Genomic DNA, 22,595 nt, shown 5'->3' with positions numbered 1-22,595 from the left:
CCCCGGTTTCTTAAAGTGCCATCACGCTCATTCCCTCTGCAAGGATTCTCGTGAAAGGCACTCTGCTACGCACTTCGTTCGCCGCCCTGGCGCTCATGCTGTCCGGCGCGGCGTTGGCCGCAGGCGACCACGCGCATGGCAGCCACGCGCAGCCCGCCGCCGCAGCGCCCATCGGCACGCCGGGCGATCCGGCCCGCGTCACGCGCACGGTCGAGATCGACATGAACGACGCCATGCGCTTTTCGCCTGCCACCATCGACGTGAAGGCCGGCGAAACCGTCCGCTTGAACGTGCACAACTCCGGCAAGATCCGGCATGAGCTCGTACTGGGCACCGATGCCGACCTGCAGGCGCACTACGCCATGATGATGAAAGATCCCGGCATGCGGCACGAGGAACCCAATGCCGTGTCGCTGGAAGCCGGCAAAAGCGGCCAGATCGTGTGGCGCTTCGACAAGGCGGGCACGGTGTCGTTTGGTTGCCTGGAGCCCGGCCACTATGCGGCGGGGATGAAGGGTTCCGTCTCGGTGCTGTGACATGACGGCGCCCTCATTCACGACCCGCCGCCGCTTCGTGCAGGGCCTGGCCACGGGCGGCGCACTGGCCGCGCTGGGCGGCTGGCGCCATGCGCTGGCCCGGCCCGCCACCGTGCCAACGGCCGAATTGCGCGGCAATGAATTCCATCTGGAGATCGGCGAGACGCCGGTGAACTTCACGGGGGCCGCGCGCGTGGCCACCACGATCAACGGCAGCCTCCCCGCGCCTCTGCTGCGCTGGCGCGAGGGCGATACGGTCACGCTGCATGTCACCAACCGCCTGCGCGAGCAGACGTCGATCCACTGGCACGGCATCCTGTTGCCCAGCAACATGGACGGCGTGCCGGGCCTGAGCTTTGCCGGCATCGATCCCGGCCAGACCTTCACGTACCGGTTCGATGTTCGCCAGAGCGGGACCTACTGGTATCACAGCCACTCGGGTTTCCAGGAGCAGACGGGCCTGTACGGCGCCATCGTCATCGAGCCGCGGCGCCGCGATCCCATCGCATCCGATCGCGACTACACGGTGCTGTTGTCGGACTGGACAGACGAAGACCCGATGCACGTGTTCAACAAGCTGAAGGTGATGCCCGACTACTACAACCGCATCCAGCCCAGCGTGCAGGGCTTGTCGCAAGATGCCCGCGACCGCGGCTGGCATGCGGCGCTGGGCGAGCGCCTGATGTGGGAACGCATGCGCATGAACCCGACGGACCTGGCGGACGTGTCGGGCGCGACCTACACCTACCTCACCAATGGCGCCACGCCGGCCGCCAATTGGACCGGGCTTTTCACGCCAGGCGAGCGAGTGCGGCTGCGATTCATCAACGGCTCGGCGATGACGTACTTCGACGTTCGAATCCCGGGCCTGAAGATGACCGTCGTGGCCGCCGACGGACTGGACGTGCGGCCCGTGGACGTCGAGGAATTCCGCATCGGCGTCGCGGAAACCTATGACGTCATCGTCGAACCTCTGGAAGACCGCGCCTACACGATCTTTTCGCAGGCGATGGACCGCTCCGGCTTCGCGCGGGCCACGCTTGCGCCACGTCCGGGCATAGAGGGCGACGTGCCCGAGATGGATCGCGTGCAGGTGCTGGGCATGATGGACATGGGCATGGCGCATGACATGGGCGGATCGCAGGCCATGCAGGCCCGGCACGGCGATCATGGCGCCGGCGCGGACCAGGGCGGCATGGTCGAGGTCAGGCACCCCTACCCCGCCGAGCGCGGCGTGGGCAATTCCATGCTGCCTGACGTGGTGTCGACCCGCCTGGACGATCCCGGCCCCGGACTGCGCGACAACGGCCGCCGCGTGCTGACCTATGCGGACTTGCGGTCGGTGCGGGAGCCCGACGACGACCGCGCGCCCTCGCGCGAGATCGAGCTGCACCTGACGGGCAACATGGAGCGCTACATGTGGTCGTTCAACGGCGTGAAGTTCTCGGACGCGCGGCCCATCGTGCTGCGCCACGGCGAGCGCGTGCGCTTCGTGCTGGTCAACGACACGATGATGACGCATCCCATCCACCTGCACGGCCTGTGGAGCGACCTGGAGTCCCCGGATGGCGCATTCCAGGTCCGCAAGCACACGATCTCGCTGAACCCGGCGCAGCGCATCAGCTATCGCGTCAGCGCCGACACGCGTGGAAACTGGGCCTACCACTGCCATCTGCTGTATCACATGGAGGCCGGCATGTTCAGGGCGGTCGTGGTGGAGTAAACGATGAAGCCGATCAGTTTCCAGAAACACGCGCCGGCCCTTTGCGCAATCGCCCTTGCGCTGGCGCCCCCCCTGGCCGCGGCTCAAGCGGCGCAAATGGATCATGCCGGCATGACCGGGATGGACCACGGCTCGATGGACCACGGCCAGGCGCGGTCACCGGACAGCCCGGAAAGCCACCAGGGTATGGACCATGCAGATACGAACCATGACGCGCCCGCCGCAGACGCCCCGCCCGTCGGCAGCCTGCCCGCAAGTGATGGCGAAGGCCCGCGCGGCTACGACAGCTACGGCATCCATCCGCACATGATGGACAACGCGCCCACGTGGCAGGTGCTGTTCGACAAATTCGGCGGATCGCGCAATCGCGATGGGCGGAACGCGCTCGAATGGGATGGCCGCTTCTGGTTCGGCACCGCCACCGACCGCCTGCTCGTCAAGAGCGAGGGCGAGCGCGAAAGCGGCGGCGGGTCGGACGGCAAGGTCGAGGCCTTCTGGAGCCACGCCATCTCGCCATTCTGGGATCTGCAACTGGGTGCGCGCCGGGACATCGGCGCAGGCCCCAAGCGCAACTGGGCCGCGGTCGGCGTCGAAGGCTTGCTGCCCTACAACATCGAACTGACGGCCACTGCCTATGCAGGCCCGTCAGGCCGCAGCGCCCTGGCGCTGAAGGCCGAGTACGATCTGCTGCTGACCCAGCGCCTGATATTCACGCCCGAACTGCAAGCCAGCGCCTACGGCAAGAACGACCCGCAACGCGGCATCGGTTCCGGTCTGTCGCAGGGATCCCTGTCCCTGCGCCTGCGTTACGAGGTGACGCGCGAATTCGCCCCCTACGTTGGCGTATCCTTTGAACGGAAGTTCGGCCAGACGGCAAGCTATGCCTCGGACGCCGGCGAGAGCCGGTCGCAGGCAGCCGTTATCGCGGGCGTGCGGTTCTGGTTCTGACCGGCCCGCGCCAGAACATCCCCTTTATCCCCCGGAGCATCATGAACGTTTCCCGTCTTACGCGCCGCCTCGTCCTTGCCGCGGCCCTCAGCATCCCCGCGATTGCCGCCGCGCAGGCGCCCGTCAAAGTCGAAGTCTGGAAGACGCCCACCTGCGGCTGCTGTGAAGACTGGGTCAAACACATGCGCGACAACGGCTTTGAGGTCGTCACGCACGACGTCGACGACACCGGCCCCATCCGCCGCAACGCGGGCATGGCCAACTACGGTTCCTGCCACACCGCGATGGTGGATGGCTACGCGGTGGAAGGCCACGTGCCGGCCAGCGACGTGCGCCGGCTGCTGCTCGAAAAGCCGGACGCGGCGGGTATTTCGGCCCCCGGCATGCCGCTGGGGTCCCCGGGTATGGACGGTCCGGAATACGGCGGGCGCAAGACGCCGCACGACGTGGTGCTGGTCGACAAGCGCGGCGGCGCCAAGATTTTCCAGGCTTACCGCTGAGCCGCGCCTGAAACAATTCACCCACACCGCCTCAATGGCTACTCCTTGCACTGCAGCAAAAATGGTCCACAATAAATAATTGCGTTTCTCACCAACCCTTGGCAGTCATGGCACAAATCGTCCTGTTCGAGAACATCCACCCGAGCGCCCGCGCCGTCTTCGAGGCCGCCGGCTACACCGATATCGTCACGCATGCCGCGGCCCTGCCGCCGGCGCAATTGCACGACGCCCTGCGCGGCGTGCAAGTGGCGGGGATCCGTTCTCGCACGCACCTGGACGCTGCCCTGCTTTCCGGCAACCCCGACCTGCGCGTCGTCGGGTGCTTCTGCATCGGCACGAACCAGGTCGACCTGGACACCGCCATGCAGCGCGGCATCCCGGTCTTCAATGCGCCGTTCTCCAACACGCGCTCGGTCGCCGAACTGGTGCTGGGCGAGGCCATCCTGCTTCTGCGCCGGATTCCCGAAAAGAACGCCCGGGTCCATCAGGGCCATTGGGACAAGAGCGCCGCGGGCGCGTTTGAGACGCGCGGCAAGACGCTGGGCATCGTCGGCTACGGCAACATCGGCTCGCAGATCAGCACCCTGGCCGAAAGCCTGGGCATGCGCGTCATCTATCACGACGTCGAGGCCAAGCTGCCGCTGGGCAACGCCCGCCCCGCCGGCACGCTGAACGATCTGCTGGAACAGGCCGATGTCGTGACGCTGCACGTCCCCGGCGGCAAGTCCACCGAAAACATCATGAACGCCGAGACCATCGGCCGCATGCGCCGCGGCGCCATCCTGATCAACGCCTCGCGCGGCGCGGTTGTCGACATCGACGCGCTGCACGCGGCGCTGAAATCCGGCCACCTGGCCGGCGCCGCGCTGGACGTGTTCCCCACCGAGCCCAAGAGCGCCGACGAACCGCTGGCCAGCCCGCTGATCGGCATGCCCAACGTCATCCTCACCCCGCACATCGGCGGCAGCACGCAGGAATCCCAAGAGAACATCGGCCGCGAAGTCGCCGAAAAGCTCGTGCGCTTCCTGCAGGCCGGCACCACCAAGGGCGCGGTCAACTTCCCCGAGCTGCCGTTCCTGGAACAGGCCGGCGGCACGCGCATCCTGCACGTGCACCGCAACGCGCCCGGGGCGCTGGGCGCGCTGGACAACCTGATGGCGCAACACGGCCTGAACATCGTCAGCCAGACCCTGCAGACGCGCGGCCAGATCGGCTACGTGATCACCGACGTGGAGGGCCAGGTCGACGACATCGTCATGACCGCCTTGCGCGATCACCCGATCACGGTCCGCTGCGACCGGGTGTAAAAGCAAAAGCCCCTTCGGGGGCTTTTTTGTTGAGCGACCGGCTGGCTTGGGATGGTGTCAAACCCCTGCCGAATCACCCGCCGCCCGATGCAGGCATTGCGCGATCTTTTCGCGGACGCTGCCCGGGTCGAACGGCAGGCGGCCGATGATGCCTATTTCGCGGTGAAACGCGTGTTCGTCCAGGGGCAGCAGCCGCAGCCCCGTCATGTCCAGACGCCGCAGCCGGGGCAGCAGCGCCACGCCCAGCCCGTGCCGGACCATCCCCGCGATGGCCTCGATCTCGTCGAGCTCCACGGCCTCATGCACGGTGATCCGGTGCTTCTTCAGGAATACATCCACCACCCGCCCGCCGAACGAAGCGCGGTCGTAGCGGATGAAGGGCTGGGTCGCCAGCAGTTCCCGCCAAGGCGCGACCGGCATGGATTCCGGTATGGCCAGCATCACCGGCTCGCTCATCAGCGGCTGCCATCCCAGTTCGGGCGGCAAGGCGAACGGCGGGCGGATCAGCACGGCCAGGTCCACTTCGCCAGCGTCCACCTGACCCAGCAGCGACAGCGACACACCGGGCACGATGCGCACGCGCACGTCGGGATAGACCGCGCGGAACTCGCCCACCGCGTGGACCAGCAGATCCTGCTGCACGGACGCAATCGCGCCGATGCGCAGCAGCCCGCTGACATGGGCGCCGCCGGCAGACGCCGCCATGCGATCGGCCATGGCGACCAGCTCTTCGGCCTGAGGCAGCATCTCGCGGCCCTGCGCGTTCAGCAGGGCCGAGCGCGGACTGCGGTCAAAGAGCGCGACGCCCAGATACTCTTCCAGGCGCCGGATCTGCGCGCTGACTGCGGACTGCGTGAGTCCCAGTTGCGCCCCCGCCCCAGTGAAGGTGCCGTCCCGCGCCACGGCGATGAAGGTCTTGAATTCTTTGAGCACAATCAATTTTTTTGATGCTAAGACTCGAAAAATATCGTTTTGCTATAAAAAAAACAATACTTAAACTACGTCCTGGTGCTAAAGCCGACGCGACTGCGTCGGCCGCCCACCCCGAACGCTCATCTTTCCTTTGCCTGACCCGGAGCCTTGCATGTCCGCTCAAACCAACCTGCCGCCGTTCCACCTGGCCTTCCCCGTGCGGGACCTGGCTGAAGCCCGCGCCTTCTACGGCGAAAAGCTGGGCTGTCCGGAGGGGCGCAGCTCCTCCGAATGGATCGACTTCAATTTCTACGGCCACCAGATCGTGGCTCACCTGGCGCCCAGCGAGTGTGGCCACAAAGCCACCAGCGCGGTCGATTCGCACAATGTGCCCGTGCGCCATTTCGGCGCCGTGCTTTCCATGGAACAATGGGAAGCCATGGCCAAGCGCCTGACCGACGCCAAGACCGAGTTCGTAATCGAACCCTACATCCGCTTCAAGGGCGAGGTCGGCGAACAGGCCACCATGTTCTTCCTGGATCCGTCGGGCAACGCGCTGGAATTCAAGGCGTTCAAGAACATGGATTCGTTGTTCGCCAAGTAACCCGTCACTACAGGTTTCGTGCCGTTGAACGTAAATTCAGACCCGCTTTCTCCGGCCGAAACCCGCTGGCGCATCCTGCCCCAGGGTGACCGCTGCCTGATCATTTCCTTCGGCGAACACATCGACGCCGCCATCGGCCGCACGTGCCTGGCGGCGGCTCGCATGCTGCGCGACGCACGGCTGCCGGGCGTCACCGATGTCGTGCCCTCCTTCGTCGCCGTGGCCGTGCATTACCGGCCCGGCGGACAGGGCGAAGGCCCCACCTACGCCTCACTCTCCGAACACATCCAGGCTTTGCTGGCCGGCGGCATTCCCACCGACGATGCGGGCGGACGCGAGGTCGACATCCCCGTCTGCTATGGCGGTGAACACGGTCCCGACCTGGCCGAGGTCGCCCGCGCGGCGCGCATTTCGCCCGACGCCGTCATCCAGTTGCACAGCGAACCGCGCAGCATGGTTTTCATGCTGGGATTTGCCCCTGGACATGCCTATCTGGGCGTGCACGACGAAAAACTGAACATTCCCCGCCGCCCCTCGCCGCGTACCGCCGTACCGCCGGGCGCCGTGGCCATCGCCAACCGCCAGACCGTGATCTACCCAAACCGGTTGCCGGGCGGCTGGAACATCATCGGCGCCACGCCGCTCGTCATGTTCGACCCGGCCCGCGAACCCGCCGCCCTGCTGCAGCCCGGCGACACCGTGCGCTTCGTGCCGATCGCGCCCGACGAATTCGACCGCATCCGGGGGAACCGGCCATGAGCGTGACGGTGATCAAGCCGGGCATGCTGTCCAGTTTCCAGGACCGCGGGCGCGAAGGCTTCCAGCATCAGGGCATTCCGGCGGCGGGCGCCATGGACGAGCGCGCCCACCGGCTTGCCAATGCCTTGGCGGGCAACGAAGGCGACCCGGCCACGCTGGAAATCACGCTGACCGGCCCTACGCTGCGTTTCGACGTGCCGGCCTGTTTCGCGCTGGCGGGCGCCGACCTGGGCGCCACGCTGAATGGCCAGGACATTCCCCTGCTGCGTCCGCTGATCGCGCGCGCGGGCGACGTGCTGGCCTTCGGCGCGAGGCCCGCCGCCGGCGTGCGCGCCTATCTGGCCGTGCACGGCGGGTTCGCGCTGACGCCCGTCATGGGCAGCGAAACCACGTACCTGCGCAGCGGATTCGGTGGCTTTGAAGGACGCGCGCTCGCCAAGGGCGACGTCGTCCCCCTGCGCCGGCCGCTGCCGCCGGACCGCGATGCCGCCGCCTTGCAGAAGGCGCTGTGGGACGTGCGCGTCTATCTGCCCGCGACGCTGGGCAACAAGCAGCGCGAATTCATCCGCTTTCTGCCCGGCGTGCACTGGCCGGAGTTCTCGCAAAGCAGCCGCCGCGCGTTTGCGGAGTCGGATTTCCGCATCAGTCCGCAGTCGGACCGCATGGGTTACCGACTGCTCGGCCGCCCGCTCGCCATGAACCAGCCGCGGCAGATGCTGTCCGAAGCGGCCTGTTTCGGCACCGTGCAGGTGCCTTCGGGCGGCGAGGCCATCATCCTCATGGCCGACCGGCAGACCACCGGCGGCTATCCCAAGATTGCGCAGATCGCCACCGTGGATCTGCCCGCCCTGGCGCAGTCCGCGCCCGGCCAGACGCTGCGTTTCCAGCGGATCGAGCTGGAAGAAGCGCAGCGCCTGGACGGCGAGCGCGAGCGCGCGTTTGCCCAACTGCACGCCGCGCTTGAACCGCTGCGCGCGCTGCTGGCCTAGAAAGGAACCCGTTATGACCACCCGCATCGACCTCAATTGCGACATGGGCGAAAGCTATGGCGCCTGGGCCATGGGCAACGACGCGGCAGTGCTGCAGTTCGTCAGCTCCGCCAACATTGCCTGTGGCTTTCACGGCGGCGACCCGGCCACCATGCGCAAGACCGTGGCCGCGGCATTGGCGCGAGGGGTGGCTGTGGGCGCCCACCCCAGCCTGCAGGACCTGGCGGGATTTGGCCGCCGCGTCATCCAGATCAGTCCGGACGAGGCCTATGACATCGTCGTGTACCAGATCGGCGCACTGGCCGGCGTGGCGGCCTCGCAGGGCGCGCGGCTGCATCACGTGAAGGCGCACGGCGCCCTCTACAACATGGCAGCCAAGGACGAACCGCTGGCAAAAGCCATCTGCCAGGCGGTCAAGGACGTGGACGCCTCGCTGATCCTGTACGGGCTGGCGGGCAGCAAACTGATCGATGCGGCGCGCGCCGTTGGGCTGTCGGCCGCCAATGAAGTCTTCGCGGACCGCTCCTACCAGGACGACGGTTCCCTTACCCCGCGCACGCGCGCAGGCGCCATGATCGAAGACGTGGATGTGGCCGTCGCGCAGGTCGTGCGGATGGTGCGGGAAGGGTTGGTGCGGTCGGTGGACGGCAAGGATGTGCCGGTGCAGGCCGACACGCTTTGCATTCATGGCGATCAGCCCAACGCGCTGGTCTTTGCCAATGGCATCCGCAGCGCGCTGGAGCAGGCGGGCATCGAGGTGCGCACGCCGCCCCGCGGCTAAGGCGGGCGCAATAGCTAGGCGTCGTCGAGCGATGCCTCGCGGTACGCCCGCACGATGTCGGGCAGCACCTGCACCACGTACTTGCGCGTCAACGCCGCGGCGTGGTCGAAATCCCGGACGCGCAGGGCCTGGATGACGCCTTCCGTATAGATCGGAATCTTGTTGGCCTCCAGTGACGTGCTGGCCAGCATGTGGCGCAACGGCTCGATCTGTTCGTACACCTTGCCGAGCATGCTGGTCAGCGGCGCATTGCCGGTAAAGCGCGCGGCGGCCAGGTAAAAATCGCGCGAGGCGGCGATAAAGCCGCGCCCATCGAGGCGGCCCATCGCGGCGACGATCGCCTCATGCTGCGTGGTCAGTTCGGCCACCAGCGCGCTCAGATCGGGCATCTCGGCGACCTGCCGGATGCAATAGGCTTCCAGCTCCGCGCGCAGCATGTACAGATGGCGGATCTGGGTTTCGGTATAGAGGGTGACCCGGAACCCCTTGCGCTGGATGTGCGTCACCAGCCCGCTCAGTTCCAACAGACGCAGCGCTTCCCGGATGGGGCTGCGGCTGGTGCCGAAGCGCTGTTCCAGTTCCTGTTCCCGTAACGGCTGCCCGGGCCGGATAGTGCCGTTCACTATCAACTCACGAATCTGTTCCTGTAGGAAATACGGAATCGTGGCGGGCGCTTTGACGTCCAATCGGCTCCCCTTCTACTGCGTATGCAAGCTATGAGACCCAGACAAGATACTAGAAATCTATTGAAACAGAAATAGAAATAATGTTTCACACAATAGACACGGCATAGCATGGCCGTCTGCGGGCAGGGCGGGAAGGACGAATTTGACCGCCTGGCGCGGTCAGTCCCAGTCGTCGCGGTAGACGAATTTGGGCATTTGCCAGTTGAAGCGCAGGGCCATGAGGCGCATGGTCAGCCCCGCGGCCAGCGCGATGGGCACCGACGCGTTGGCCGACAGGCCGAGCGACATCGAGCCCAGATACAGTGCGCCGGTCACCAGAGACACGCTGGCGTAGAGTTCCTTGCGAAACAGCAGCGGCACCTCGTTGCACAGCACGTCGCGCAGCACCCCGCCGGCGCACCCGGTGATCATGCCGCTGATCAGCACGACGGTGATCGGCAACTGCATCATCTGCGCCACCTGGCAGCCGATGACCGTGAACGCCACCAGACCCAGCGCGTCAGCCAGCAGGAACACGCTGCGCAAGCGGCGCATGACCGGCGCGATCAGCGCGGTCAGGATCGCTGCCCCGCCCGTCATCCACAGGTACTCGGGATGCACGACCCAGGTCAGCGGATAGTGCCCCAGCAGCACGTCGCGCAGCGATCCGCCGCCCAGCGCCGTCACGCACGCGATGATGCAGACGCCCATCCAGTCCATGTCGCGCCGCCCCGCCGACAGTGCCGCCGTCATGGCTTCGGCAACGATGGCGACCAGGTACAGCGTGTGCAGCAGGGCGGGCGACAGATCGGTAAACATAGGTGGGGGGGTAGCTTGGGCAGGCCCCATTGTATTGAGCCTTGCCGGCGGGCGCGCCATTGCCTGCGCGCGCATCATCCCGTACCCTCAAACCTGCGTTGACAACGATCAACTCCGGTCTCGTTTCGCGGCGAGACAATGGAGACGTGCCCGACCGGGCGCTACTGGGCCAGGCAGCGCGGACGCGGGAGCCGCCCCTCTGGCCGTAACCGGGAGATTAGGTATGACCCAGCAAATTGGCCCCATCCTTCTGGCCACCGACCTGAGTGCGCGCGGCGACAGAGCCCTTGACCGCGCCCTGCAGTTGACCAAGGAACTGAACACCAAGCTGATCATGCTGCATGTCATGGAATCCCATGCCACGCCGCTCACCACCCCCGTCTGGCGCCGCCTGTCGCCGGACCACAAGGCCCTCGTCGAACGCGAACTCGCCGAAGACGTCGCCGCCGCCAACGTGCCGGCGGAAGTCGTGGTCACCAAGGGCGACCCCGTCGCCAGCATCATGGAAACCGCCGACGCGTATGGCTGCTCGCTGATCGTGGCCGGCATCGCCCGCCAGGAAACGCTGGGCCGCCTGCTGCTCGGCACCACGGTCGAAAAGCTGGCCCGCCAGGCGCGTCAGCCCGTGCTGGTAGTCAAGAACCGCCCCCGCCGGCCCTACCGCGACGTACTGGTCGCCACCGACTTCTCGGATGGCTCGCGCCAGGCGCTGCGCGCCGCACTGCAATTGGTGCCCAATGCGGACATCACCTTGTTCAACGCGTATGAAGTGCCGTTCCAGAGCGTGAGCAAGCCGGACGACGGCGTCGTGGACAACCTGTATCGAACCGCCGAACAGTGCGCCGAGCGTTTCATCGCCGAAACGCCCGAACTTCCCAAGGGCCGCCCGACCAAGGTCGTGCTCGAAGCCGGCCAGCCCGAAACCGTGCTGTCCGACTACTCGTTCAACCACCGCTCCGACTTGGTCGTCACCGGCACCCACGGCCGCACCGGCATCCTGCGCACCGCCATCGGCAGCGTGGCCGAGCGGCTGCTGGAATCCCTGCCCAGCGACGTGCTGATCGTCCGGCTGAGCGGCGAAGAATAGGTTTTCGGCCAGCAAAAAGGCGGCGCTTGTGCGCCGCCTTTTTTTTGCGATCGGTCGGCTACGATTCGCCCTGCTTTTCCATGGTCTCGATCGTGCCGCGCAGCTTGCGCAGCAGCACGAGTCCCGGCAGGGCAATGGCCACCGTCAGCAGGAAGAACCCGGGCCATCCCAGGTATTCGACCAGCGGCGGCGTCAACGGGCCGGCCAGATAGGTGCGGCCCACGGCCGACAGCGCCGACAGCAGCGCAAATTGCGTGGCGGAGAACCGCTGGTGGCACAGCGCCATCAGCAGACCCACGAAAGACGCCGTGCCCAGGCCGCCGCACAGGTTCTCGATGCCCACGCCGGTTGCCATCAGCCACAGGTTTTTCGGGCTGACCGCGATCAGCCAGTACGCCAGGTTCGACACTGCCTGCAAGAGGCCGAACGCCATCAGCGACCGGTACAGCCCCCAGCGCGCCATCAGCGACCCGCCCGCCAGCGCGCCAATGATGGTGGCCGCCAGCCCCAGCACCTTGTTCACGGTGCCGACCTCTGTCGGCGTGAACCCCGCGCCGCGGATCAGAAACGTGGTGGACAGGGCCCCGGCGAACGCGTCGCCCAGTTTGTACAGCACGATCAGCAGCAGCACTTCCATCGCGCCGCGGCGCATGAAGAATTCGCGGAGCGGCTCATTCACCGCCTCGCGCAGGGTGCGCGGCGGGCGCGCGACGTGCTCGGGCTCGGGCGCCCACAGCGTAGCCAGCGCGCAAAGCAGCATCAGCCCGCCCATCACCATGTAGGTGTTGCCCCACCCTATCCACTGGTCCGCCATGATCAGCGCCAGACCGCCGGATGCGATCATGGCAAGCCGGTATCCCATGACCCGGATGGCCGCGCCCGCGCCGCGCTCGTCCTTGCGCAGCACGTCCGTGCAATAGGCGTCGAAGGCGATGTCCTGCGTGGCGGACAGAAAGGCAACCAGCACGGCCAGCACGGCCAGCGCCATCAGCGTGGACGACGGCGAAAGCGTGCCCATCGCCATGATGGCCACCGCCAGCAGCAGCTGCGTCACGAGCATCCAGCCACGGCGCCGGCCCAGCACGGGCGGCGCAAACCGGTCGACGAACGGCGCCCAGAGGAATTTGATGGTGTAGGCCGTGCCTACCAGGGTGAGGAAACCGATTTCCTGCAGCGGCACGCCTTCGACGGTGGCCCAGGCCTGCAAGGTGCCGCTGGTCAGGGCCAGCGGCAGCCCGCTGGCAAAGCCCAGCACCAGCAAGGGGGCAACGCGCGGGCTGGTGTAGACGTTGGATACAGCGGTGATGACGGTCTCCTGAAACTTGGCCAGCGGCGTCACGGGCGCCGGCCGCGGGCTTGCGGCATTTTAGGGCCTGTTGCCCCGCGCCGTCAGGAGGATGCGTGTCGGAATGTCAGGGGGATGATTGTCAGGGCGAAGCAAAGCGGTACACGGCCAGCGTGCTGCGCCAGCTGGGGAACGCCTTCACTTCCTTGCCTTCGTTGAAGGTGGCGCGTTCCAGGATGCGCAGGCCCACTTCCCCCGCGAGCTGTTCGAAGTCGCGCAACGTGCACAGGTGGATGTTCGGCGTGTTGTACCACTGGTACGGCATCTGTCCGGTCACGGGCATGCGGCCGCGCAGGATGGCCCAGCCGTGCGGCCAGTAGCCGAAGTTGGGAAACGACACCACGCCGTAGCGCGCCACGCGGGCCATTTCACGCAGGATGTGCTCGGTGCGGTGCATGGACTGCAGCGTCTGCGACAGCACGACGGTATCGAACTGCTTGTCGTCAAAGAGCGCCAGGCCGTCTTCCAGGTTCTGCTGGATGACCTCGACGCCGCGACGCACGCAGGCGATCACGCAGGTGTCGTCGAGTTCGACGCCGGCTCCCTTGACCTGGCGATGGTCGCGCAGGTGCGCCAGCAGCGCGCCGTCGCCGCACCCCAGGTCCAGGACGCGGCTGCCCGGCTCGATCCACCCGGCAATGCGCGCCAGGTCAGGCCGCAGCGCGCTGTGAGCATAGCGTGGGGTCACGGAAGTCATTCGGAGCATCCTTCAATCGGGGCGGCGGCTTGCAGGCCCAGCTCGCGCGCGATGCGTTCGTAGTAGCCGCGCACCACCGCGTGATAGCGCGCGTCTTCCAGCAGGAAGGCGTCGTGGCCGTGCGGCGCGTCGATCTCGGCGTACGTGACGGGACTGGCGTTTTTCAGCAGCGCCCGCACGATCTCGCGCGACCGCTCCGGCGGGAAGCGCCAGTCGGTCGAAAACGACACCAGCAGGAAGTTCGACTTGGCAGGCGCCAGGGCGCGCGCCAGATCGCCGCCCGTGGTGCGAGCCGGATCAAAGTAGTCCAGCGCGCGCGTGATCAGCAGGTAGGTGTTGGCGTCGAAATAGCGCGTGAACTTCTCGCCCTGGTAACGCAGGTACGACTCGACCTCGAACTCGACGTCGTAGCCGTAGCGGTACGCACCGTTCTCGGCGGGTGCGCGCTGGGCGCGGCCGAATTTTTCGGCCATGTCGTCGTCGGACAGGTACGTGATGTGGCCGATCATGCGCGCGACCGACAGGCCGCGGCGGGGCACGGTGTCCTGCGCGTAGTAGTCGCCCCCGTGGAAATCCGGGTCGGTGATGATGGCGCGGCGGGCCACTTCGTTAAAGCCGATGTTCTGCGCGGACAGGCGCGGCGTGCTGGCGATGACGATGCAGTTGGCCACGCGTTCGGGCAAGGTGATCGACCAGCTGAGCGCTTGCATGCCGCCCAGCGATCCGCCCATCACCGCCGCAAAGCGCTCGATGCCGAAGTGGTCCGCCACCCGCGCCTGCGCCCGCACCCAGTCTTCCACCGTCAGCACCGGGAACGCGGCGCCCCAGGGCTTGCCGGTCTCGGGGTTGATGCTGGCCGGCCCGGTCGAGCCGAAGCACGAGCCCAGGTTGTTCACGCCGATCACGAAGAAGAGATTGGTGTCCACCGGCTTGCCGGGACCCACCATGTTGTCCCACCAGCCCAGGTCGTTGGGGTTGTCCGCGGCTTGCCCAGCCACGTGGTGCGAGGCATTGAGCGCGTGGCAGATCAGCACGGCGTTCGTGCGCTGCGCATTGAGCGTGCCGTAGGTTTCGACGGCCAGTTCGTAGGACGCGAGCGATTGGCCGCTCAGCAGGGGCAGCGGTTCGTCGAAACGAATGAACGTGGGGGAGACAAGGCCGACCGAACCGGGATCAACGGTATCGGAAGTCGTGACGGTTGCGGGGACGAACCCGCTGGCCGAATCACCGGCCAAATGTTGGGCAGGAGTGGTCATACGGACCTCTTTAGCTGGATTTATTGGAAGGCGCCCGCAAGCGGATCAGGCAAATCGGCGCCGAAAATTGGGTAGTGCGGCAGGAATTCTAGCACTGCTACGTGCCGGCTTCCCAGGGCTCCTGTCCCAGATACTCGTAGCGTTCGGTGTTCACGCGGGACACGCGCCATTCCACGGGCTGGCGGTTGTAGGAGAACGCGATGCGGCGGATCTCCAGCAGCGCGCTGCCCTCGGCCACGCCCAGGCAGCGCGCCTGCATGCGCTCGGCCAGGCAGGTCCGCAAGCGCTCGTCGGTGGCGATGACGTTGACGCCGAACAGGTCCTGGTACAGGGCGTACAGCGTGCTGGTGCGCTCGCGCAGATGCGCTTCAGTCAGCCCCGGAAAGCGGGATTCGGGCAGGCACACCTCGTCGGCCATGACCACGTCGCCGTTGAGCGACAGCACATTCAGGAACTCGAACACATGGGCGCCCGCGGGCAGTTCCAGCTTTTCGCGCGCGACCGCCGAGGCCTTCACGCGCCGGAAGCGCAACAGCTCGGTGGTCGGATAGGACTTGCTGCCGTCCTGCCCGACGATGCGGAAAAACTTGAAGAAGTGATGGTTGCGCGTGTGCACCGCGACGTAGGTGCCGCGTCCCTGATGGCGCACCAGGATGTTCTCGGCGGCCAGTTCGTCGATGGCCTTGCGCAAGGTGCCGATCGATACGCCGAACCGTTCAGCCAGATGCTTTTCCGGAGGAATCGCGTCGCCCTGCTTCCACTCGCCTTGCGCCAGCGCGGCAAGCACGGCCTGCTTGACCTGTTCGTACAAGGGACTGCCCAGGGGCACAGTCGGTGACAGGCTGGTGTTCATGGGTGCATCGCAAAAATCAAGGACCTCCAGTGTAGCGGCGCGTCCGTCATTCGCTCAAGTCATGTAATTCATCTATATGATTTAGTTGACTTTGAAACAAGCCGGGCCTAAGATTTCCTGGCCGTTGTGATCCGCGCCGCGTGCAGCACCCGGGCGGCGCCCCTGACTCAGAGAGGAAGACAATGATTCACGCCGTATTGCACGATGCGAAGGACACGGTGGCGGTCGCCGTGGTGGAAGGCCTGACCGCCGGAACGGAGCTGAACGCCTGGATCATGGATGAGGACAAGATCATCCATGTGCGCGCGTCGCAGGACATTCCCATCGGACACAAGGTGGCGATGAAGGACATGGACGTGGGCGACACCGTCTTCAAGTACGGCGTCGACATCGGCCGCGTGGTGGCGCCCATCAAGGCCGGCCAGCACGCCCACGTGCACAACATCAAGACCAAGCGCTGGTAAGCGCCCGTCCATCGCACAGGAACCCACCATGTCCATCATCACTGCCCAGACTACCTTCCAAGGCTATCGCCGCGACAATGGCCGCGTCGGCGTGCGCAACCACGTCATCGTCCTGCCCGTGGACGACATCTCCAACGCCGCGGCCGAAGCCGTCGCCAACAATATCAAGGGCACCCTGGCCCTGCCTCATCCTTATGGCCGCCTGCAGTTCGGCGAGGATCTTGAACTGCACTTTCGCACGCTGATCGGCACCGGCTGTAACCCCAACGTCGCCGCCGTGGTCGTGATCGGCATCGAGGAAGGCTGGACCAAGCGCGTCGTCGACGGCATCGCCGCCACCGGCAAGCCCGTCATGGGCTTTTCCATCGAACTGCACGGCGACCACGACACGATCATGCGCGCGTCGCGCTGCGCCAAGGAATACGTGCATTACGCCACCGCACTCACGCGCAGCGAATGCCCCATCGCCGACCTGTGGGTCTCCACAAAGTGCGGCGAATCCGACACCACGTCCGGTTGCGGCGCCAATCCCACGGTGGGCAACGCGTTCGACAAGCTGTATGCGCTGGGCTCCACCCTGGTGTTCGGCGAAACGTCGGAGCTGACCGGCGGCGAACACATCGTCGCCGAACGCTGCGCCAACGACGCCGTGCGCGAGCGTTTCATGTTCATGTTCGACCGCTACCAGGCCATGATCGACCGCTGGAAGACCAGCGACCTGTCCGAATCCCAGCCCACCAAGGGCAACATCGCCGGCGGCCTGACCACCATCGAGGAAAAGGCGATGGGCAACATTCAAAAGATCGGCAAGCAATGCCGGGTGGATGGCGTCATCGACAAGGCCGAGATCCCCGACGGCCCCGGGCTGTGGTTCATGGACTCGTCCTCGGCCGCGGCGGAAATGGTCACGCTATGCGCCGCCTCGGGCTACGCCGTGCACTTCTTCCCCACCGGCCAGGGCAACGTCATCGGCAACCCGATCCTGCCGGTCATCAAGATCTGCGCCAATCCGCGCACGGCGCGCACGATGTCCGAGCACATCGACGTGGACACCAGCGCCCTCTTGCAGCGCGAGATCGACCTGAACCAGGCCGGCGACAAGCTGCTGGAATGCATGCTGGCCACCGCCAACGGCCGGTGGACCGCGGCCGAGGCCCTGGGCCACCGCGAGTTCGTGCTCACGCGGATTTTCGAAAGCGCCTGATAGCGCCTTTCCGGCGCCGGCGCGACCAGGAGAACGCGCCGGCCGCCTTAGCGGCATCCTCGCAACATCAACGACAAGAACCTGCAGACCCGGGCGCAGTCCGCGGCAGCAAAGGCGTACGCATTCCTACCCGGGCGTTATCCCCAAGGAGGAAGACAGATGAGTAGCGAACCGCATTACCCCCTGCACGATGCGCAGCGCCGTCGCCTGCTGGGCGCCCTGGGCGCCGCCGGCCTCTGTGCGCTGGCCCCGTGGGAACGCGCGGTGGCGCAGAAAGGCGCGTGGCCCGAGCGTCCCATCAACTACGTGGTGCCGTTTCCGCCGGGCGGCCTGACCGACGTGGCCGCGCGCCAGGTGGGCAAGGCGTTGGCGGACGCCGAACGGTGGAACGTCGTGGTCGAAAACAAACCCGGGGGCAGCGCCAACATCGGCGCGGCGCATGTGTCGAACGCCGCGCCCGACGGCTACACCTGGCTGGCCATCACGCTGTCGCACGCGGCCAACGCCACGCTGTTCGCGGGCAAGGCCGGATATGACCTGACCCGCGACCTGACCCCGCTCGCCGGGCTGGCGTCGTCGCCGATCATGGTGGTCGTCAACGCCAAGAGCAACATCAAGACCATGGACGACCTGGCGCGCGCGGCCAAGGCCAAGCCGCTGTCGGCCGGTTCCAGCGGCAACGGCACCCCGCCGCACCTGACGCTGGCGCTGTATCAGAAGCTGACGGGTGTGCCGCTGATGCACGTGCCGTACAAGGGCGGCGCGCCGTCGCTCACGGACCTGATCGGCGGGCATCTGGACGTGGTGTTCTCCAACTACCCGGAATCGCTGGCGCACGTGAAGAACGGCTCGCTTCGCGCGCTGGCCATCACCACGCGCGAGCGCAGCAAGGACCTGCCCGACCTGCCCACCACGGCCGAAGCCGGCCTGCCGGACCTGATTGTCGAGAACTTCACCGGCGTGCTCGCGCCGGCCGGCACGCCACCTGAACTGGTCCAGCGCATCGGCGACGCCATCGTCAAGCAGGTCTCGCAGCCCGCCATGCAGCAGTCATTGTTGCAACTGGGCTTCGTGCCGCAGCCGCGCGGCCCGAAAGAGTTCGGCGCGTACCTGAAGTCCGAGGTCGACCGCTGGGCCAAGATCATCCGCGACGCCAACATCCAGGTCGCCTGACGCGGCCAACCTGCCACCACAAAAAGGAGCCCGGCAGATGCGAGTTTTGATATCGGAGTTCATGGACGCGCCTGCCGTCCAGGCCCTGCAGCAGCGGTTCGACGTGCAGTACGCGCCCGAACTGGTCGAGCAGCGCGGCGCGCTGCTCGCCGCCGTCGCGGATGCCGACGCCCTCATCGTGCGCAACCGCACTCAGGTGAACGCGGAGCTGCTGGCCGCCGCGCCGCGGCTGGTTGCGGTGGGCCGGCTGGGCGTCGGGCTCGACAACATCGACCTGGCGGGATGCGAGACGCGCGGCATCAAGGTCATTCCCGCCACGGGCGCCAACGCCCGCGCCGTGGCCGAATACGTCGTCGGCACGATGCTGTCGCTATTGCGCGGCGCCTATGGGTCCACCGCGGACGTGGCGGCCGGCGTGTGGCCCCGCAATGCGCTGTCGCAGGGGCTGGAAGCGCACGGCCGCACGCTGGGCGTGGTGGGATTCGGCGGCATCGGCCGCCTGGCCGCGCAGCTTGCGCGCGGGCTGGGCATGCGCATCGTGGGCAGCGATGCCGCCCTGCCGCCCGACCATCCCGCGTGGCAGGAAGCAGGTGCAGAATCGCTGTCACTGGACGATCTGCTTGCCCAGGCGGACGTCGTGACGCTGCACCTGCCGCTCACGCCCCAGACCCGGCATCTGCTGGACGCCTCGCGCATCGAACGCATGCGCGCCGGCGCCATCCTCATCAACACCTCGCGCGGCGGCATCGTGGACGAAGCCGCGCTGGCGGCGGCGTTGCGGGCCGGACGCCTGCGCGGCGCGGCGCTGGATGTCTTCGAGCAGGAACCGCTGCCCGCGGGCAGTGCGCTGGCCGACGCGCCGAACCTGATCCTGACACCGCACATCGCGGGGCTCACGCAGGAGGCCAACACGCGCGTTTCCGACATGGTGGCCGCCGGTGTGACAATGGCGCTTGACGCCCGCGCACGCTGACGAGGCGCGGCGCGCCTCACACGACAGGAAGGATATGGCTCACATCTATCTGGACGAACTTCAACACCTGGCCGCGGCCGGTCTTGCCGCCGCCGGCGCCAACCCGGTCATGGCCGACAGCACCGCCCGCGCACTGGTCTTCGCGGAAAGCCAGGGGCTCAGCTCTCATGGCCTGTCGCGCGTGCCGTTCTACGCCGGTCATCTGCGCACCGGTCGCGCCATCGGCTCGGCCGTGCCGCGCCTTGTGAACGAACGCGGCGGCGCAGCGCTGATCGATGCCGGTTCGGGCCTGGCGTTTCCCGCCTGCGCGATGGCGGTCGAACAGGCCACGGCCCGCGCCCGCGAGCATGGCGTTGCGTTCGTGGGCGTTGCCAACAGCCATCACTTTGGCGAAGCGGCCTACCACCTGGAAGCCCTGGCGGACGCCGGCATGGTGGGGCTGGCGCTGAGCAACTCGCCCGCCGCCATGCCCGCCTGGGGCGGCAAGCGTCCGCTGTTCGGCACCAACCCCATCGCGGCGATCTTCCCGCGCCGCGGCGGCGCGCGCCTGGTCATCGACCTGTCGCTGTCGCAGGTGGCGCGCGGCAAGCTCATGATCGCCGCGCGCGACAACCAGCCCATTCCGCTGGGCTGGGCGCTGGATGCCGAGGGCCAGCCCACCACCGATCCCAAGGCGGGACTGGCCGGCAGCATGCTGCCCGCGGGCGGCGTCAAGGGCGCCATGCTGGCGCTCATTGTCGAACTCATGGCCTGCGCGCTGACCGGCGCGCGCTTCGGCTACGAGAACGAGTCGTTCTTTGTGGATGAAGGCGGCCCGGCGCGGCTGGGGCAGGCCTTCATGGCGATCGATCCCAACGCGCTAACGGGTAACGATGTCTACCTGGAACGCGTGGAAACGCTGGTCGACGCCATGCTCGAAGACGAAGGCGTGCGCCTGCCGGGCGACCGCCGCCGCAAGCTGCGCGACGAGGCGGTCAAGCACGGACTGGACCTGCCCGATGCGTTGATGACGCAGTTGCGCACGCTGGCGGGTGCAGGCTGAACCACGCGGCCTGACTGCGCGATTTGACTGCCGGGCTTGACTGCAGGGTTTGACTGCCGCGTTTGACTGCGGGACTTGACCCCGCCGCCCGGCGCCCCTACTGCCCGTGGGAGAACCACAGCATCAGCGGCGCCAGCAGCAGAAACACGACGGTGGACACCAGCACGGCGCCCGCCGCGGTGTCCCCCAGCGGCGTATAGCGCCGCGCGTACATGTAGCTGACCACCGCGCACGGCATGGCCATCTGCAGCGTCAGCGCACCGGCCAGCACCGGCTCCAGGTCCATCGCCCACGCCACGGCCAGCCCGGTCAACAGACCCGCCACCAGGCGGATCGCACCGACCTTGGCGCCGTCGCGCATGCCGTTCGACGGAATCAGCGCCAGCGCATGGCCCAGGCTCAGCAGCATCAGCGGCACCGTCACCGCGCCCAGCATGCGCGCCGTCTCGATGATCCACGCGGGCACCGGCACGTCCAGCAGACGCAGCGCCACCGCCACCACGGACGCCAGCAGGATCGGGCTCTTCCAGCTTCCCTTGGTGTTGACGCCCGGCAGCATGCGCACCGCGATGGTGTGCATCACGAAGGAACTCACCGCAAAAAATGCCACCGCCACCGACAGGCCCGCGTCGCCGAACGCCAGTTGCGAAATCGGCAGGCCCAGGTTGCCGGCATTGGGCTGGAACGCCGTGGGTAGAAGGCTCAGCACAGGCAGCTTCCAGGCCTTGAGCAGCGCCGCGCAAATCAACGCGCACAGCAGCAGGGCGATCAGGGTTGCCGCAGCCACGTCGGCCAGCGCGCGGTTGTCCAGGTGGGTGGTGACGAAGGTATGGAACACCAGCGCGGGCGTGGTGACGGAGGTGACCAGCGTGGTGATGAAGTTGCCGCCGAAGGGAAGATCGCGCTTACCCCAATAAAGCCCGATTCCCACGCAGAAAAGCAGGGGCAGCATCAGCACAATGGCTGACAGGTAGAACTGCGCGATGGCCAACATGGACTATTCCGTCAGAGATAAAAGGATTGATGCGTTACGGCATCATTGCTTGCCCCGGCCGGGGCGGTCGCCGCAGCATGGGGACATTGTTCACAACAGGACCATCCCGTCCTCGCCGCCATGTCCGCCACACCGATGCGCATTCCTGCCCACTCATCGCGTTGCGCCGTCCGCAGCGCCATTCCACCCGCCGGCCTGCATCTGGCAGACCGGCAGGCAGGTTGCCTGCCGTTATCGGACAGACAGGCCGCGTGCCTGCGGTGGTCCGCCGCGGGCAAAACCAGCTGGGAAACCGCCCGCATATTGGGCGTCAGCGAAAGCACCGTGAATTTCCACCTGCGCAACGCCTGCAGCCGCCTTGGCGTACGGGGCCGGCGCGCGGCCGTGGTGGCGGCGTTGCGGCTGGGCCTGCTCGAGTTCAAGGCTTGATGACGACGGACCGCAGGAATTCGCGCGCGCGCTCGGCGGGCAGGCTTTCCTCGGTGCCGGCGGCCACGGCCTCGATCAACATCGTGTCCGTCACCCACACCTTGGCCTGCAGCCATCCGGGCTTGCCCACCGCCTTGCCGCGCACCTCGATTTCCTGGCCATAAGGCGGCCAGTCGTTGGGCGGCGGCGCCTGCATGTTGGTGTAGAGCGACCGCATCAGCGCCACGCCCAGCGCCTGCCGGGCCGCGGGGCTGGCCGCGATCTCCGGCGGCAGGGGCGCCGATCCCACGGCAAACACCGCTTCGCCGACGGTCGCGCTGGCCATCGTGAACTTCAACGCGTGCGTGTCCAGCTTCAGATCGCGGGTTTCGGTCGATACCCGGGCGGGGAACGCGGCGCGGACGTGGCCGTCCGCCACATCCATCTCGCGCCAGTTGTAACTGGGCGAGCAAGCCGCCAACGCCAACGTCAGCGTCAAAAAAACGCCCGCTTTCTTGAACATGAAACGAAACAGCGATGAAATCGTCATTACCCG

At 66.9% G+C, this 22,595-nt stretch carries 25 protein-coding genes and 1 riboswitch; of the genes, 16 read left to right on the top strand and 9 right to left on the bottom strand.

What is annotated here, in order from left to right:
• Positions 1-50 precede the first annotated feature (50 nt).
• The 5 genes from AB3147_RS02380 to serA all read left to right on the top strand — a co-directional run bounded on the left by AB3147_RS02380 (position 51) and on the right by serA (position 5,014).
• Complete coding sequence (locus AB3147_RS02380; protein WP_341767687.1) at positions 51-536, top strand: cupredoxin domain-containing protein; 486 nt, start codon at positions 51-53, stop codon at positions 534-536.
• A gap of 1 nt (position 537) precedes the next feature.
• Complete coding sequence (locus tag AB3147_RS02375) at positions 538-2,259, top strand: copper resistance system multicopper oxidase (RefSeq protein WP_239216419.1); 1,722 nt, start codon at positions 538-540, stop codon at positions 2,257-2,259.
• 3 nt (positions 2,260-2,262) lie between these two features.
• On the top strand, positions 2,263-3,207 hold the full coding sequence (locus AB3147_RS02370; protein WP_367351362.1) for a copper resistance protein B: 945 nt from the start codon (positions 2,263-2,265) through the stop codon (positions 3,205-3,207).
• A gap of 41 nt (positions 3,208-3,248) precedes the next feature.
• Positions 3,249-3,707 (top strand): DUF411 domain-containing protein, encoded by a 459-nt coding sequence (locus AB3147_RS02365; protein WP_367351361.1) that lies wholly within the window; start codon positions 3,249-3,251, stop codon positions 3,705-3,707.
• Between the two features lie 107 nt (positions 3,708-3,814).
• Positions 3,815-5,014, top strand: coding sequence for a phosphoglycerate dehydrogenase (serA, locus tag AB3147_RS02360; protein WP_286900830.1), 1,200 nt, complete (start codon positions 3,815-3,817; stop codon positions 5,012-5,014).
• Between the two features lie 57 nt (positions 5,015-5,071).
• On the opposite strand, the gene AB3147_RS02355 is transcribed toward serA, so the two are convergent.
• Positions 5,072-5,947 carry a LysR family transcriptional regulator gene (locus AB3147_RS02355; RefSeq protein WP_367353511.1) on the bottom strand — a complete coding sequence of 292 codons (876 nt, stop codon included), beginning with the start codon at positions 5,945-5,947 and terminating at the stop codon, positions 5,072-5,074.
• 151 nt (positions 5,948-6,098) lie between these two features.
• Between AB3147_RS02355 and AB3147_RS02350 the strand changes: the two genes are divergently transcribed.
• The 4 genes from AB3147_RS02350 to AB3147_RS02335 are packed head-to-tail and all read left to right on the top strand — an operon-like array spanning position 6,099 to position 9,059.
• Positions 6,099-6,530: a VOC family protein gene (locus tag AB3147_RS02350; protein ID WP_105237171.1), complete on the top strand. Its 432-nt coding sequence runs from the start codon at positions 6,099-6,101 to the stop codon at positions 6,528-6,530.
• 24 nt (positions 6,531-6,554) lie between these two features.
• On the top strand, positions 6,555-7,289 hold the full coding sequence (gene pxpB / locus AB3147_RS02345) for a 5-oxoprolinase subunit PxpB (RefSeq protein WP_438860962.1): 735 nt from the start codon (positions 6,555-6,557) through the stop codon (positions 7,287-7,289).
• On the top strand, positions 7,286-8,278 hold the full coding sequence (locus AB3147_RS02340) for a 5-oxoprolinase subunit C family protein (protein ID WP_367351360.1): 993 nt from the start codon (positions 7,286-7,288) through the stop codon (positions 8,276-8,278). Before pxpB ends, AB3147_RS02340 begins: the two co-directional genes overlap by 4 nt.
• A 13-nt stretch (positions 8,279-8,291) precedes the next feature.
• Positions 8,292-9,059 (top strand): LamB/YcsF family protein, encoded by a 768-nt coding sequence (locus tag AB3147_RS02335; RefSeq protein ID WP_367351359.1) that lies wholly within the window; start codon positions 8,292-8,294, stop codon positions 9,057-9,059.
• Between the two features lie 14 nt (positions 9,060-9,073).
• On the opposite strand, the gene AB3147_RS02330 is transcribed toward AB3147_RS02335, so the two are convergent.
• Positions 9,074-9,745 carry a GntR family transcriptional regulator gene (locus AB3147_RS02330; RefSeq protein ID WP_367351358.1) on the bottom strand — a complete coding sequence of 224 codons (672 nt, stop codon included), beginning with the start codon at positions 9,743-9,745 and terminating at the stop codon, positions 9,074-9,076.
• A gap of 159 nt (positions 9,746-9,904) precedes the next feature.
• Positions 9,905-10,543, bottom strand: coding sequence for a trimeric intracellular cation channel family protein (locus AB3147_RS02325; RefSeq protein ID WP_056564767.1), 639 nt, complete (start codon positions 10,541-10,543; stop codon positions 9,905-9,907).
• A 223-nt stretch (positions 10,544-10,766) separates the two neighbouring features.
• On the opposite strand from AB3147_RS02325, the gene AB3147_RS02320 reads away from it, so the two are divergent.
• On the top strand, positions 10,767-11,630 hold the full coding sequence (locus AB3147_RS02320) for a universal stress protein (protein ID WP_105237166.1): 864 nt from the start codon (positions 10,767-10,769) through the stop codon (positions 11,628-11,630).
• Positions 11,631-11,688: 58 nt separating this feature from the next.
• Here AB3147_RS02320 and AB3147_RS02315 read toward each other — a convergent pair whose 3' ends face one another.
• The 4 genes from AB3147_RS02315 to AB3147_RS02300 form a co-directional block, all read right to left on the bottom strand.
• Positions 11,689-12,969 (bottom strand): muropeptide transporter, encoded by a 1,281-nt coding sequence (locus tag AB3147_RS02315; protein WP_438860961.1) that lies wholly within the window; start codon positions 12,967-12,969, stop codon positions 11,689-11,691.
• 88 nt (positions 12,970-13,057) lie between these two features.
• Positions 13,058-13,672: a methionine biosynthesis protein MetW gene (gene metW / locus AB3147_RS02310; RefSeq protein WP_175125146.1), complete on the bottom strand. Its 615-nt coding sequence runs from the start codon at positions 13,670-13,672 to the stop codon at positions 13,058-13,060.
• Positions 13,669-14,928 (bottom strand): homoserine O-succinyltransferase MetX, encoded by a 1,260-nt coding sequence (gene metX, locus AB3147_RS02305; protein WP_175139434.1) that lies wholly within the window; start codon positions 14,926-14,928, stop codon positions 13,669-13,671. Before metX ends, metW begins: the two co-directional genes overlap by 4 nt.
• Positions 14,918-14,999, bottom strand: a riboswitch (SAM riboswitch). It overlaps the preceding gene by 11 nt.
• A 26-nt stretch (positions 15,000-15,025) precedes the next feature.
• Positions 15,026-15,781, bottom strand: a complete 756-nt coding sequence (locus tag AB3147_RS02300) for a GntR family transcriptional regulator (protein WP_367351357.1) — start codon at positions 15,779-15,781, stop codon at positions 15,026-15,028.
• A gap of 182 nt (positions 15,782-15,963) precedes the next feature.
• Here AB3147_RS02300 and AB3147_RS02295 point away from each other — a divergent pair, with 182 nt between their 5' ends.
• From AB3147_RS02295 to AB3147_RS02275, 5 genes are all read left to right on the top strand, one after another.
• On the top strand, positions 15,964-16,245 hold the full coding sequence (locus AB3147_RS02295) for a UxaA family hydrolase (RefSeq protein WP_076518627.1): 282 nt from the start codon (positions 15,964-15,966) through the stop codon (positions 16,243-16,245).
• 28 nt (positions 16,246-16,273) lie between these two features.
• A complete protein-coding gene (locus AB3147_RS02290) occupies positions 16,274-17,449 on the top strand; it encodes a UxaA family hydrolase (RefSeq protein ID WP_367351356.1) in 1,176 nt (391 codons plus the stop codon).
• Between the two features lie 159 nt (positions 17,450-17,608).
• Positions 17,609-18,622 carry a Bug family tripartite tricarboxylate transporter substrate binding protein gene (locus AB3147_RS02285; RefSeq protein WP_367351355.1) on the top strand — a complete coding sequence of 338 codons (1,014 nt, stop codon included), beginning with the start codon at positions 17,609-17,611 and terminating at the stop codon, positions 18,620-18,622.
• Positions 18,623-18,659: 37 nt separating this feature from the next.
• A complete protein-coding gene (locus AB3147_RS02280) occupies positions 18,660-19,595 on the top strand; it encodes a hydroxyacid dehydrogenase (protein ID WP_367351354.1) in 936 nt (311 codons plus the stop codon).
• Between the two features lie 34 nt (positions 19,596-19,629).
• A complete protein-coding gene (locus tag AB3147_RS02275; RefSeq protein ID WP_239216414.1) occupies positions 19,630-20,637 on the top strand; it encodes an Ldh family oxidoreductase in 1,008 nt (335 codons plus the stop codon).
• A gap of 97 nt (positions 20,638-20,734) precedes the next feature.
• On the opposite strand, the gene AB3147_RS02270 is transcribed toward AB3147_RS02275, so the two are convergent.
• On the bottom strand, positions 20,735-21,631 hold the full coding sequence (locus AB3147_RS02270) for an AEC family transporter (protein ID WP_367351353.1): 897 nt from the start codon (positions 21,629-21,631) through the stop codon (positions 20,735-20,737).
• A 120-nt stretch (positions 21,632-21,751) separates the two neighbouring features.
• Here AB3147_RS02270 and AB3147_RS02265 point away from each other — a divergent pair, with 120 nt between their 5' ends.
• Positions 21,752-22,060, top strand: a complete 309-nt coding sequence (locus tag AB3147_RS02265; protein ID WP_438860960.1) for a LuxR C-terminal-related transcriptional regulator — start codon at positions 21,752-21,754, stop codon at positions 22,058-22,060.
• Here the strand turns inward: AB3147_RS02265 and AB3147_RS02260 are convergent.
• Complete coding sequence (locus tag AB3147_RS02260; protein WP_367351352.1) at positions 22,050-22,589, bottom strand: hypothetical protein; 540 nt, start codon at positions 22,587-22,589, stop codon at positions 22,050-22,052. The two genes, AB3147_RS02265 and AB3147_RS02260, sit on opposite strands and share 11 nt — an antisense overlap.
• Positions 22,590-22,595 lie beyond the last annotated feature (6 nt).

This window comes from Achromobacter animicus, assembly GCF_040775605.1.
GTDB classification, from domain to species: domain Bacteria; phylum Pseudomonadota; class Gammaproteobacteria; order Burkholderiales; family Burkholderiaceae_B; genus Achromobacter; species Achromobacter animicus.
Note: the sequence above shows the minus strand (reverse complement) of the source record. Positions and strands in the feature narration are given on the sequence as shown.